Origin of the sequence: Arthrobacter terricola (assembly GCF_004354015.1) — a bacterium.
GTDB lineage: Bacteria > Actinomycetota > Actinomycetes > Actinomycetales > Micrococcaceae > Arthrobacter > Arthrobacter terricola.
This window is the reverse complement of sequence record NZ_SMRU01000030.1, coordinates 21,003-33,061: the sequence shown is the minus strand read 5'-3', so window position 1 is coordinate 33,061 and position 12,059 is coordinate 21,003. Positions and strand designations below refer to the sequence as shown.

Sequence of the window (12,059 nt, the reverse complement as noted above, 5' to 3'; positions counted from 1 at the left end):
CGGTCTAGGACTCTATCCGCTCGTTCGTGGAAACCTTGAATCCCCTGGCTGTCAAGGCCGCACGAAGCTCCACCCGGTCGTCGAGGGCAAGGTTGACGCCCTTGACTTCCTGCCACACCTCGTGGCCGCGGCCCGCGACCAGGATGGTGTCCTTCTCGGTAGCGAGCTCCACGGCACGCCGGATGGCGATATCCCGCGGGTATGCCTCAAGGATCTGGCACCCGAGGTGCTCGCTCTCCTGGGCAGCCCGGGCTCCGGCAAGGACCTCCGCGCGGATGGTCGCCGCGTCTTCGTCGTGCGGATCGTCGTCACTGACGATAACGACGTCGGCAAGCCGTGCCGCTATGCCCCCCATGGTTGGCCGTTTGCCTTGGTCCCGCTGGCCGGTGGCACCGAAAACAACGATGACACGCGAATCCGGCTCCGTCGAGCGTACTGCTTCGAGCGCCCTCGCGAGGGCGTCCGGGTTGTGCGCGAAATCAACAACAGACGCCGGCGCGTCCGAAATCAGCTGCATCCGCCCGGGAACGGAAACCGTGAATGGATCGTGGGCGTCGAGGGCAACCTGCAGCGTTTGGACGTCGACGCCGGAGGCAAGCACCATGGTGGTCGCAAGGGCTGCGTTGGCGACGTTGAATTCGCCGGGCAGGCCGGTGTGGACGCGCAGGACGGTGCGATCGCTGTGCCGCAACTCGAAGTCCGTTCCAAGCCCGCGCGGAGCGGTCGCCGCGACAATCCAGTCGGCTTCCGTGCCGGGCGCAACCGCCAAGGTGGTCACCGGAATCCCGGCCTCCGCGGCGAGCCGTCGTCCCCACTCGTCGTCGACAGTTACGACGGCGGAACGCGCCCGCGCGCTCGTGAAGAGTTCCGCTTTGGTCCTGAAGTATTCCTCCATGCTTCCGTGAAGGTCCAGGTGGTCCTGCGTGAGGTTGGTGAAACCTGCGACGTCGAAGGTCACCGCGTCCACGCGATGGAAGGAAAGCGCGTGAGATGAGACTTCCATTGAAGCCGCGTCCAGGCCGCGTTCCCTCATGAGCGCGAGCAACGCGTGGACGTCCGTGGACTCCGGGGTGGTCAGGAGGCTCGGGATGGGTGCTCCACCAGCCAGAACCTCAATCGTCCCGATCAGGCCGGGCGTCTTGCCGAGCGAACGGAGGAGCGAGTTGATGAAGTAGGTCGTGGTCGTCTTGCCGTTTGTTCCCGTGACACCGAAAAGCGTTGGAGACGGTCCATCCTCCGGCTGGCTGCGGTAGACGAGGGCAGCGACGGGCCCGACGGCGGCACGCGGGTCGTTCACGACGAGCACCGGAACAGCAAGCGAGTCGCTGAGCGCCAACTGGCGGGCGCCGTGCTCGTCGCTCAGGATTGCAACGGCCCCCGCGTCGACGGCCTGCTGGACAAAGTCGATTCCGTGCCGGGCAGCGCCGGGCAACGCTAGATAGAGGTCTCCCGGTTCAACCGTGCGCGAGTTGAGGGAGACGCCAGTTACCGAGGTGTTGTCGCCTGAGTCTGCCGGCAGGGCGATGCCCAGGCTTGCGGCAATGGCCGCCAGCGGAACCGATGCGACCGTTGCAGGGCGGAACGCCGGTTTGTCCGCGGCCGGCGGATTCCCAGCGGGGATCGATGCGTCGTCATGCTGCTCTGACAAGGGGTCTCCGTTGGTGCTCGTAAAACTGGCCGCGCAGGAACTATCGCTCCTGGTAGCGGCGCATTGGATCGTGGTGTGGCCGGACAGATGCCCAACAAGCTTACTTGGCGAATCGAACTTACTTGGCGTACTGCGGGAACCTCACCGGGGTTCCCGTGGATGGCGGCACGTTGTAGGTACGCAGGACCTGGCCCATGACAGACCGGAAAATCGGGCCCTGCGTAATGCCGTAGATGCTGCCCTTCGGCCGCTGCACGACAACTTCAACGATGAACCGGGGATCGTCCATGGGGGCCATTCCAATGATGGACGCGGTGTAACCGTCGAAGCCGGGCAGCCCGTCTTCACGGGGTGCCTGGGACGTGCCGGTTTTGGCACCCACCCGGTAGCCATCGATTGCGGCGTCCTTCACTTCGCCTTCAGTGACGTCGCTCTCAAGAATGTCCCGGACCTGTTGCGCGGTCTCCTTGGTGACAACCTGCCGGGAATCCTGGGCCGGCACTTTCTGCTCGACTCCGTCGGCACCGATGTAGCCGTCAATGAGCCGGGGCTGGAGCATCACGCCGCCGTTGGCTACGCTCTGGTAGGCCCGGACGGTTTGAAGGGTGGACTGTGAGACGCCCTGGCCGAACAGCACGGTGTATTGCTGGCGGTCGTCCCATTGGTCCGGCGTGGCCAGGATGCCGGTCGTTTCGGCCGGCAGACCGATGTCCGGAGCCTGGCCGATGCCGAACCGCGTGAGGTAGTCATAGCGCTGCTGCTTGGTCAAACGGCTGCCGACCATCACCGTGCCGGTGTTCATGGAATAGCCAAGGATGCCGGCAAGGGTCCGCTGCTCGGTTCCGTGGTCGAATGCGTCAGTGAAGGTTTGGCCATCGATAGTGACCGCGGGGGGAATCGTGACGGTGTCCAACGGACTGGACTTGCCTTCATTGATCGCAGCCGACGCGGTAATCATCTTCTCCACCGAACCGGGCTCGTAAGCCGCAGTCACCGATCGCACGCCGCGGTCCGCGGCTGGCACTTTGCCGGGGTCGTTGGGGTCTGGGGCGTTCGTGTCCGCCATGGCGATGATGTTCCCCGTCTTGACGTCCTCGACGACGATCGATCCCCATTCGGCGTTGAGCTGGTTGACCTGGGTCTGGACGGCCTGCTGTGCGAAGTACTGGATGTCCGTGTTGAGCGTCAGCTTGACGTCTTTGCCGTTGACCGCGGGGGTCAGCAGGTCGGTTGCCACCGGGATGCGGAGACCGTCGGCGCCAATCTCGAACACACGTTTTCCGTCGGTGCCCTTCAGCTGGTCATCCTGGGTCTGCTCAAGCCCGGCCTGACCGGTGGTGCCGTCCTTAAGGAAGCCGATCACTCCCCCGGCTACGCTCCCATTGGGGTAAACCCGCTTGCTGGTACCTTCGGACACGACGCCCGGAATGTGGAGCTGCGCCACTTGGTCTTCGACCTCGGGTTTCACTTCCTTGGCGACGATGTTGTACTTCTTGTCGCCGGTGACGGCCTGGGTGACTTGGTTCACGTCCATGCCCAGGACGTTCGCGAGTTCCGATATTCCTTGCGAGCGGGAAATCTTGTCGATGCCCTGGGTTTTGGCGTCATACCGCGAGAAATCCGAAGTGTTGGTATTGACGGTCTGGTCCACCACGATGTTGTAGCGGATCACACTGCTCGCAAGGACAGTGCCGTTCGCGTCGAGGATCTTGCCTCGCTCCGCCGGCAGGATGGTGGTGGTCAGGCGGTTCTTGTACGCGGCTTCAGCCATCCCGCCGACGTCCAGGCCCTGGATAAGGAACAACTTTCCCCCCACCACGAGCAACAACGTCAGCATGATGCCGAGCCCGATGCGCAGGCGCTTCTTCGCCGCCGGCGTTCTCTTGATTTTCGATTTGCCGGTATTTTGCACCACGTTGAATCCTCGCTGTTTACCCTGGGTCAGGTCGGGTGGACGCTACTGTCCGGGCACCTTCTGCTGCGGAGCGGGGACCGATCCACCGTGCAGGTCCACGGCCGGCGGCGCCGGAGCGGCGGGGGCCGCAGGCGTTGCCGCGGGCGCTGTCGGCGTTGCCGCCGGCGCTGTCGACGGGTTCGACGTCGGATCAGTTGCCGCCGCGGGCTTGCGGGTATCCAACGAATCGTTGGCGGGTGCGGAAGGAACAGCACTCGGCTGGCCTCCGAGCGCAGGAGCCGGGATGACGGCTCCGGGATCCTGTCCCTTCGTCGCCGGAGTGGCCTTCCCTGTGACCGCCAAGCTGTTCAAATCGATCTGGCCCGTCACCGTGGAAGGTACCATTCCCAGTGCCGTGGCCTTTGCCGCCAGGTTCTGCGGGGCTTGGAAGCTTTGTACCTGCTGTGTCAGGTCCTGGTTCTGCTTGGTCAGCGACGCGGCGTCGTTCTTGAGCGTCACGAGATCGTACTGCGCGGTGGAAACGGAGATGTTGAGCACCAGTACAGTCAGCAAGGCTGCTGCGAGCACGCCAAAGCAAAAGACCACAAACGGAGTCCGGCGCCTTCCGGGGGCACTTCGTACGAGCGACAGCGGGGTCCGGGACTTGCGGGGGTTTTCGCGCTCCGGACCCGGGACGGGCAGGGCACGCGCGGTGTTGCCTACCGTGGTCGGCAGGCTCTTCGCGGCGGCGGTGCTCATGCTGTTCTCCTCGCTTTGATGCGTTCCACGGCCCGCAGCCGGGCGGATGCGGCTCGCGGGTTTTCGGCGATTTCTTCGGGCGTCGGCACTTCCGTGCCTTTGGTCAGGGTCTTGAATTCCGGTTTGTGCTCCTCCAGCTCCACGGGGAACCCCAAGGGCACGGAGGACTTGGACCGGGACTGGAAGACGGACTTGACGATCTTGTCTTCGAGCGAGTGGTAAGACATCACCACTACGCGTCCTCCCATGGCCGTGGCCGAGAGCGCGGCCGGTACCGCCCTTTCCAGGACATCGAGTTCTTCGTTGACTTCGATCCGCAATGCCTGGAAGGTCCGCTTCGCAGGGTGTCCGCCGGACTTCGCTGCTGCGGCCGGGACGACGCCCCGGATTTGCTCGACCAGTTCGCCGGTGGTTGTAAACGGCTTGGCGGCGCGTGCCGACACGATGCGGTTCGCGATCCTGCCTGCGAACTTCTCTTCGCCCCATGCGCGGATAATCCGCACAAGGTCTTCCTCGGAATAGTTGTTGACGACGTCGGCGGCAGTCTGGCCACGGCTGGTGTCCATCCGCATGTCCAGCGGGGCGTCGTAGGAATAGGCGAAGCCGCGCTCCCGCTCATCCAATTGCAGGGAGGACACACCAAGGTCCATCAGGATGCCGTGCACCGCTGGGATACCCAGATCCTCGAGAACGTCTTCGATTTCGTCGTAGACAGCATGGACAAGGTCGGTCCGCGCCGCGAACGGAGCCAGCCTCTCGCCGGCGAGCGCCAAGGCTTCCTCGTCACGGTCGATCCCCACGAGATGCAGGTCCGGGAAGCGCTGGAGCATTGCTTCCGAGTGCCCGCCCATCCCCAGCGTCGCGTCGATGGCTATGGGAGTTTCGCCCCGGCTGCGGGCTGCTTCGAAACCTGGTGCCAACAAATTGATGCACCGGTCTTTCAGGACCGGTACATGTCGCTCGGAGGTCGGCTTGGGCGTGCTTTGCTCATCCATGCGGCCTCCTCAGTGCTTCGCCAGTTTGGTTCGTGTGCCGGTCAAGCTTCTTGCGTTGGGTTCTGGCTTGTTAGGCCGGATCCCCATCCGCGCCTATCGCAGGGTCCGCCTGGCTCCGGGGAAGGTGAGCCAGGAAAACACTGCGATGGGCGGCTGGAGATCCCGTCCAAGAAGCCGTGGTACTTCCGGGGTCCGGCTTCTAGATGAAACCGGGGAGGGTGTCGTCGTCGGTCTCCGAGAAAGCGGCTTCCTTCTCGGCCAGGTACTCCTCCCAAGCGTGGGCGTCCCAGATCTCAGCCCGGGTCCCGGCGCCAATGACCGCCAATTCCCGATCGAGACCTGCGTACGTCCGGAGCGCCGGCGGAATCGTCACGCGCCCCTGCTTGTCAGGTACCTCGTCTGAGGCTCCAGACAGGAAAACCCGGATGTAGTCGCGCGACTGCTTGGAGGAGATGGGGGCCTCCCGCATGGACTCGTGAATACGTTCGAATTCCCGCTGGCTGAAGACGTAGATGCAACGCTCCTGGCCCCTGGTGAGAACCAAACCGTCAGCAAGTTCCTCGCGGAACTTGGCGGGGAGGATGATTCGGCCCTTCTCGTCCAGCCGCGGCGAATGTGTGCCCAGAAACACTGGTCCACCGCCCCGTCTGTCAAAGGTGCCTGCAACTGCCCCATGCCGCCACTACCCTCTTACGCGCTCCACTTTACTCCACAAGCCCCCACAGTCAACGCAATCCGGCGTGTTTCGACCCCACTTACGCCCCCACGTGCGCGAAAACACAGGCCATTGCTGGAGTGGGTGAAAGTGGAGGGCATTTCGGCCCGGTCCCCTTAGCGGGCAGGACGGCGGCACGGAAGTGGCGGACTACGGTGCCCAGGGCGGCCAAAAAGGCGGGTTAAAAGCGAAAAGACCCGAAATTCGGGTCTTTTCGCTTCGTGACGAGAGCGAGGTGGAGCAATGTGGAGGTCTTCGCTACCTGCTCACCGTGAGGCCGTCGGATTGTCCCTGCAACAAGTCGTCGCCGGGATTAGTCCTCGCCGCGGCGCCGTTCGTCCCAGCGCTCCTCGAGGTTGCTCATAAACGAGTTCCGGCTCTTGCCGGGCTTGGCGCTCTTCGTCTTGCCGACCGCAGCCCTTCTCAAGGTTGCGAAGTAAACACCGGCCCCCATGACAACGAAGCCCAACACACCAAGGAAGATGTTCTGTAAGGACACACCTACCAACAACAAGAGGATTCCGACGATAGTGCCTAGAACGCCAATAACGATGTGCCTGGTGGACCATGAGCGAATGGGGTCCGAGCCCATTGAATTGGCAAACTTTGGATCGTCCTCATGCAGTTGCTTTTCGAGTTGCTCGAGAAGCTTCTGTTCGTGCTCCGAGAGGGGCATCGCGACCTCCTTTAGTCGGCCAGCGCCTGAATACGCCGCGGCCGTCGCCTCTGCTTCTTTGAACGGACGAATCCGTTAAAAGGTTCCCGGAGACCTCGTCTTGTGAACTCGGTCGCACGGAACAGACGCGACGGAGCAATTTATCCAGACGGTCTAAATCTGTGTATCTCTAGGATAGTTTGTTGGCCGCTGTTCTGAAAGACACGCCGAGGCCGCAGGAGGCACTGTTCCGGGGGTCAGGGAACGTCCGGCCTGTCAGGGCCAGGCTGGGGCTCGAGGAGGCGCGCTGGCAGGACGGTTTTGCTCCCGAACCGCTCTGCTACTTTGTCGAGTGCTTGCTCGGCGGAACGCCAGTTGTCGTCCCTGCGGTCGAGGCTGAGTTGCAACGAAGTCTGCCGGGCCGGTTCAAGCTGTTCAGCACGGACGCCAACAAGGCGAACGCTCATGGGCCGCTGCCCCAGCGAGGCCAGCAATTGACTTGCCACTTGGTAGATCAACTGGGCGCTGTCCACTGGTGTTTGTACGGTCTTGCTGCGGCTGATCGTCGAGAAATCCGCGTAGCGGAGCTTCAAGGCGATCGTCCGTGCGAGCATGCCGGCGCTCCTTAGACGCGAGGCGGTCCGGTGCGAAAGCCGAAGCAATTCGCGGTGCAGGAGTTCATCGTCCCAAGTGTCCACCGAGAAGGTCTCTTCCGAACCGATGCTCTTTTCCAAGCGGACTGGCGTCACCGACCGCGGGTCCACGCCCATGGACAATCTGTGGACGTGCTCGCCGGATGCTCCGAGGACCTTCTTCAGGGAGGCGAGCGGGGTGGCGGCGACATCGGCCACAGTACGGATACCGAGCCGGGCGAGGACATCGGCGGTCTTCGCGCCGACACCCCACAGGGCGCTGACGGGAAGGCTGTGTAAGTAAGCGACGGTCTGCCCGGCCTCGATGAGCAGGATGCCGTCCGGCTTGCAGTAGGTGGACGCAATCTTCGCAACGAATTTATTTGCCGCGATACCCACAGAGGCGGTGATCCCCAATTCGCTCGCAACCCGGCGTCGAATCAGGTGTCCGATCTCGAGCGGCGGGCCGAGCCTCCGGATCGCGCCGCCAACGTCCAGGAACGCTTCGTCCACGCTCAAGGGCTCGACGAGGTCGGTCATGGATTCGAATATTGCCATCAGTTGCCGTGAGACTTCGTAGTAGACACTGTGGCGGGGTTCGATGATGATCGCCGCGGGACACAGCCGCATGGCGTTCGCCATTGGCATGGCCGACCTCACGCCCGTCGAGCGAGCCTCGTAGGATGCGGACAACACGACGGATCGCGCTCCGGGGAAGCCCACGATCACAGGTTTCCCGCGCAATTCGGGACGCGTGCGCAATTCGACTGAGACGAAAAAGGCATCCATGTCTACGTGCAGGATGCTGGTCCGCCTGAGCTCCCTCAAAGCGGCGGGGCCGGGACCGGCGCCGCGTCCGCTGTCCTCCGCATGTGGTCTCACATGGAAATCCTATGCCGCGGTACTGAATAAACTGGAGGCTGCGTCCGGCACCTAAACTGGAGGCAGCATCCGGCGTCGTCCCCAGGAGGAAATCCCTGTGAAGCTCTTTGGAAAGCCTCAACCCGCCACCTTGGCATTAGTGGCCGTGGGAGCCGCGTTGAGCCTCTCCGCGTGCGGGGGGATGCCGACCTCCAGCGCTCCGTCCGAAGTGCCGGCGCCTGCGTCTTCGGCACCAGCATCAAGTGCGTCTTCGAGCCCCCAAGCCACGAGTTCTTCCTCAGCAACGGCCGGGGCGTCCGCTTCCGTCGGGTCCCTGGTGCCTGGCTTCCCCCAGCAGCTGGTTCCCCTCATGCCGCAGGCCGCCGTCGAATCCAGCAGCTTCGACAAGAACAGCTCACCTGCCTCGGTCGCGCTGGTCGGTACCATCGCCGCGCCGGCCGACGCCGTCGTGGCCTTCTATACGTCCGCCTTCACGGCGCAAGGCTTCAAGGAAGTTCCCGGCAGCACGGTGGGAACCATCAGGTCGAAGGACTTCCTTCGCGGAGACAATGAAACAGTGAACATCTCAGTGGTCGAAAACGCGGGGAAGTCCACCTTTACCATCGGCGCAAACGTCGCACCGGGGTCCATCAAGTGACGGCAGAAAGCGTTCGTGCCGAACAGGGCCAGTTCGTCTCCGACGTCGCCGCCAACCTCCATGGCTTCCTGGGCGAGCAGCAAGGCACCATGGCCACCATCTCGCCCGACGTCGCTCCGCTTATGGGTTCCATCAGTAGCCTGGTGACCGGCGGCAAGAGGCTTCGGGCGCTCATGTGCTACTGGGGCTGGCGCGGCGCCGGCGGTGAGCCCGCCCACTCCGATATCATCACGGCGGGCTGCGCCCTGGAACTCTTCCAAGCCGCAGCCTTGATCCATGACGACATCATCGACCGTTCGGATACGCGGCGCGGAGGTCCGAGCGTCCACAAGCGCTTCAGCCAACTTCACGAAAGCGAAGGCTGGGCGCTCGACAGTGAGCGGTTCGGCCACGCTGCCGCGATCCTTACCGGGGATTTGTGCTTGTCCTTCAGCGAAGAAGTGTTCACGCAGATTGGCAGGAGGGCAGCCTCCGGTACCACGGCGCGGCGAATCTTCAACCTCATGCGTGCCGAAGTAATGGCCGGGCAGTACCTGGACATCCTGGAGGAAGTCGCCGGACCCGTCCGCGACAGGGCCGGCGCAGTCAATCGAGCCCAATCGATCATCCGCTTCAAGTCGGCAAAGTACTCCACCGAGCACCCTCTGGCACTCGGCGGCGCGTTGGCCGGTGCCAGCGATGAACTCTTGCAGGGATACTCCGCTTTCGCGTTGCCGCTCGGTGAAGCCTTCCAATTACGCGACGACATCCTGGGCGTCTTCGGCGACCCCGGGACCACCGGGAAGCCTGCCGGCGACGACCTGCGGGAGGGCAAGCGGACCGTGCTGGTCGGGTACGCAGTCAACCAGGCGGATCCAGCCGATTCGACGTACCTGGACACGATGCTTGGCAAGCAGGACCTGGGCGAGGCCGAAGTGGCCGAACTCAGGAGGATCATCGTGGAATGCGGAGCCCTTGACGCTACCGAATCACTGATCGACGAGCTCAGCAACCAAGCTTTCGAGGCCCTTGAGCGCCTTCCACTGACGGATCTGCCGCTCACGGCGCTGCGTCAACTGGCAGAGGCGGCTGTCAGCCGGGCAGCATGAACTCTTGCTTAACAACACAAGAAAAGTAAAATAACCGGCCTGTGATAAACGAAAAGGTGGCGGCAGTTTCCTGCCGCCACCTCCGTATTTAACGTGTTTACCCCGCGGGGCCCACTACCAGGCCAGCGATTGCGCCCTGCGCCGGATTTCAGTCTTGCGGCCCTCACGCAACGCATCAATGGGGCGTCCGCCCAGCGAATCGTCCGAGGTGAAGAGCCACCCAACCAGCTCTTCGTCCGTAAAACCAGCATCGCCCAGCACGGCGATTGTGCCCTTCAGGCTGTCCACGACATGGCCATCCTGAATAAAAAGGGCGGGAATTGAACGGATGTTCCGTTCCCCGACCCTTACCGCGACCACAGCACGTTCATCCAAGAGACCGTGGACTTTGGTGATTGGAACGTTCAGCAGCTCTGCGACATCGGGCAGCGGCAACCATTCGGAAACGAGGCTTTCTACATTACTCACGAAACAAGATTGCCACGGGCTTGCACTTCGCGCCTAGCCGGTTTGCCGTCCCGTCGGATTTGGCGCCGCCATTTATCCCGAACCGAATGCAGCGGGATTTCTTGTGCGGAATCAAAAAGTATGAGAGATTCGCAATGATCACATTTGTATCACCTGTATCAGCCGTACCATCGGTAACAACTAGATCACTGTTCACTTTAGCAACACTGGTATCACTGGCAGCAGCGGCTTTCCCCAAACCCGCTTCTGAGATGAGGACTGCCCCATGACGACGCTCCGCTCGCCCAAGAAAACACCGAGCATGCCAATAATTGCGGCCACTACAGCGGCTCTGCCCGCCGTCATGCTCTCCTCACTGGCGATTGCCCAACCGGCTTCCGCACTCCCGGCGCCCCAGCCCCAGCGCATCCCGGCTACGCTGGCTGCCGCGATGGAGGCCCAGGCCTCCGTTGCCGCCAACGTCATTCCGGCTTCGGCCGTTGCCGCCAGCATTCCGACGTCGGTACAGCCGATGGCGCCTGGCGTCCCGGACACGTACACAATCGTCCGCGGCGATACCGTGAGCGCTATCGCCGCCCGCTATGGGCTCGATACGGACACTGTCCTCCAGCTCAACGGCCTGACGGCCACCACCATCATCTACCCCGGCCAGCAGATCAAGCTGAGCGGTTCCGGAACCATCGCTCCGGCGTCGATCACCCCGGCCGCGGCGACCCCGGCGGCGGGCCCGTCGTCGGGAAGCTACACGGTCGTATCGGGCGACACCCTGAGCGCCATCGCGGCCCGCAACGGCGTGGCCCTGTCCGATGTCTTCGCATGGAACGGCCTCGACGGCAGGTCGATCATTTACCCGGGCCAGCAGATCAAGCTCAGTGGAGGCAACGGCGGAGTCACCTTGGCACCGGCGTCGGTGCCGTCCGCCCCCGCGGCACCAGCTCCTTCCGCCCCAGCCCCGGCCGGACCGGGCGCGTACACCATCAAGGTGGGCGACACGCTGGGCGGCATCGCTTCCCGCCTCGGAGTGTCCCTTTCATCGCTCCTCTCGGCGAACCACTTGTCCATGTCCACCATCATCTACCCGGGGCAAAAGCTCGCCGTCCCTGGCGCCTCCGGCCCTGCGCAGGCTCCGGCTCCCGCCGCCGCCCCGCTGGTCCCCAGCACCTTCCTCGGCTACACCTACCCCGCGGCGGTCGTCAGTTCCGCCAACGCGAACAAGGCTTTGCTCAACGCCGCACCTGTTCCGAGCACAACCCAGATGAAGGGGATCGTTGCGGACACGGCCCGGCGCATGGGCGTTGATCCGTCCTTGGCCATGGCGTTCGCCTACCAGGAATCGGGTTTCAACCAGCGCGCGGTCTCGCCCGCGAACGCAATCGGCACCATGCAGGTGATTCCGTCCTCCGGCGAATGGGCTTCCGATCTGGTGGGCCGCAAGCTCAACCTGCTCGACCCCTATGACAACGTGACCGCCGGAGTCGCGATCATCCGCGCCCTCGTCAGCACCAGCAAGGACGAGGACAACGCAATCGCCGGCTACTACCAGGGCCAGTACTCGGTCCAGAAGCACGGCATGTACGACGACACGAAGGCGTACGTCGCCTCGATCAAGGCGCTCCAGAAGAAGTTCAGCTGACTCCAGCTGCAAAAAACGGGTCCGGATCCTTTGATGGTTCGGGCCCGTTCTTT

Annotated in this window: 12 protein-coding genes; 3 read left to right on the top strand and 9 right to left on the bottom strand. The window is 63.3% G+C overall.

From position 1 onward, the window contains the following. Positions 1 to 4: 4 nt before the first annotated feature. The 8 genes from E1809_RS20930 to E1809_RS27895 form a co-directional block, all read right to left on the bottom strand. Complete coding sequence (locus tag E1809_RS20930; protein ID WP_133206176.1) at positions 5 to 1,648, bottom strand: UDP-N-acetylmuramoyl-L-alanyl-D-glutamate--2,6-diaminopimelate ligase; 1,644 nt, start codon at positions 1,646 to 1,648, stop codon at positions 5 to 7. Between the two features lie 118 nt (positions 1,649 to 1,766). Beyond that, positions 1,767 to 3,563: a peptidoglycan D,D-transpeptidase FtsI family protein gene (locus E1809_RS20925; RefSeq protein ID WP_205754284.1), complete on the bottom strand. Its 1,797-nt coding sequence runs from the start codon at positions 3,561 to 3,563 to the stop codon at positions 1,767 to 1,769. Between the two features lie 42 nt (positions 3,564 to 3,605). Further along, positions 3,606 to 4,301, bottom strand: coding sequence for a hypothetical protein (locus E1809_RS20920; RefSeq protein WP_133206175.1), 696 nt, complete (start codon positions 4,299 to 4,301; stop codon positions 3,606 to 3,608). After that, entirely contained in the window at positions 4,298 to 5,296 is a 999-nt protein-coding gene (rsmH, locus tag E1809_RS20915; RefSeq protein ID WP_133206174.1) for a 16S rRNA (cytosine(1402)-N(4))-methyltransferase RsmH, read from the bottom strand. The genes E1809_RS20920 and rsmH overlap by 4 nt, the downstream gene beginning before the upstream one ends. 199 nt (positions 5,297 to 5,495) lie before the next feature. Continuing rightward, positions 5,496 to 5,927 carry a division/cell wall cluster transcriptional repressor MraZ gene (gene mraZ / locus E1809_RS20910; RefSeq protein WP_133206173.1) on the bottom strand — a complete coding sequence of 144 codons (432 nt, stop codon included), beginning with the start codon at positions 5,925 to 5,927 and terminating at the stop codon, positions 5,496 to 5,498. 397 nt (positions 5,928 to 6,324) lie between these two features. Beyond that, a complete protein-coding gene (locus E1809_RS20905) occupies positions 6,325 to 6,687 on the bottom strand; it encodes a DUF3040 domain-containing protein (protein WP_133206172.1) in 363 nt (120 codons plus the stop codon). A 236-nt stretch (positions 6,688 to 6,923) separates the two neighbouring features. Beyond that, positions 6,924 to 8,180 (bottom strand): DNA polymerase IV, encoded by a 1,257-nt coding sequence (dinB, locus tag E1809_RS20900; RefSeq protein WP_133206171.1) that lies wholly within the window; start codon positions 8,178 to 8,180, stop codon positions 6,924 to 6,926. A 117-nt stretch (positions 8,181 to 8,297) separates the two neighbouring features. Beyond that, the gene (locus E1809_RS27895) at positions 8,298 to 8,447 is read right to left on the bottom strand and encodes a hypothetical protein (RefSeq protein ID WP_308166743.1); all 150 of its coding nucleotides are present in this window, start codon (positions 8,445 to 8,447) and stop codon (positions 8,298 to 8,300) included. Positions 8,448 to 8,496: 49 nt separating this feature from the next. Here E1809_RS27895 and E1809_RS27890 point away from each other — a divergent pair, with 49 nt between their 5' ends. Continuing rightward, on the top strand, positions 8,497 to 8,817 hold the full coding sequence (locus E1809_RS27890; RefSeq protein ID WP_308166742.1) for a hypothetical protein: 321 nt from the start codon (positions 8,497 to 8,499) through the stop codon (positions 8,815 to 8,817). Next, the gene (locus tag E1809_RS20890; protein WP_133206169.1) at positions 8,814 to 9,905 is read left to right on the top strand and encodes a polyprenyl synthetase family protein; all 1,092 of its coding nucleotides are present in this window, start codon (positions 8,814 to 8,816) and stop codon (positions 9,903 to 9,905) included. Before E1809_RS27890 ends, E1809_RS20890 begins: the two co-directional genes overlap by 4 nt. A gap of 114 nt (positions 9,906 to 10,019) precedes the next feature. Here E1809_RS20890 and E1809_RS20885 read toward each other — a convergent pair whose 3' ends face one another. After that, a complete protein-coding gene (locus E1809_RS20885; RefSeq protein ID WP_133206168.1) occupies positions 10,020 to 10,373 on the bottom strand; it encodes an Rv2175c family DNA-binding protein in 354 nt (117 codons plus the stop codon). 265 nt (positions 10,374 to 10,638) lie between these two features. Here E1809_RS20885 and E1809_RS20880 point away from each other — a divergent pair, with 265 nt between their 5' ends. Next, complete coding sequence (locus E1809_RS20880) at positions 10,639 to 12,006, top strand: LysM peptidoglycan-binding domain-containing protein (protein WP_133206167.1); 1,368 nt, start codon at positions 10,639 to 10,641, stop codon at positions 12,004 to 12,006. Positions 12,007 to 12,059: the final 53 nt, after the last annotated feature.

Coding starts and splice junctions, on each gene's coding strand:
- E1809_RS20920 (WP_133206175.1), bottom strand. CDS start 4,301: ATGAGCACCGCCGCCGCGAAGAGCCTGCCGACCACGGTAGGCAACACC.
- E1809_RS20880 (WP_133206167.1), top strand. CDS start 10,639: ATGACGACGCTCCGCTCGCCCAAGAAAACACCGAGCATGCCAATAATT.
- rsmH (WP_133206174.1), bottom strand. CDS start 5,296: ATGGATGAGCAAAGCACGCCCAAGCCGACCTCCGAGCGACATGTACCG.
- E1809_RS20905 (WP_133206172.1), bottom strand. CDS start 6,687: ATGCCCCTCTCGGAGCACGAACAGAAGCTTCTCGAGCAACTCGAAAAG.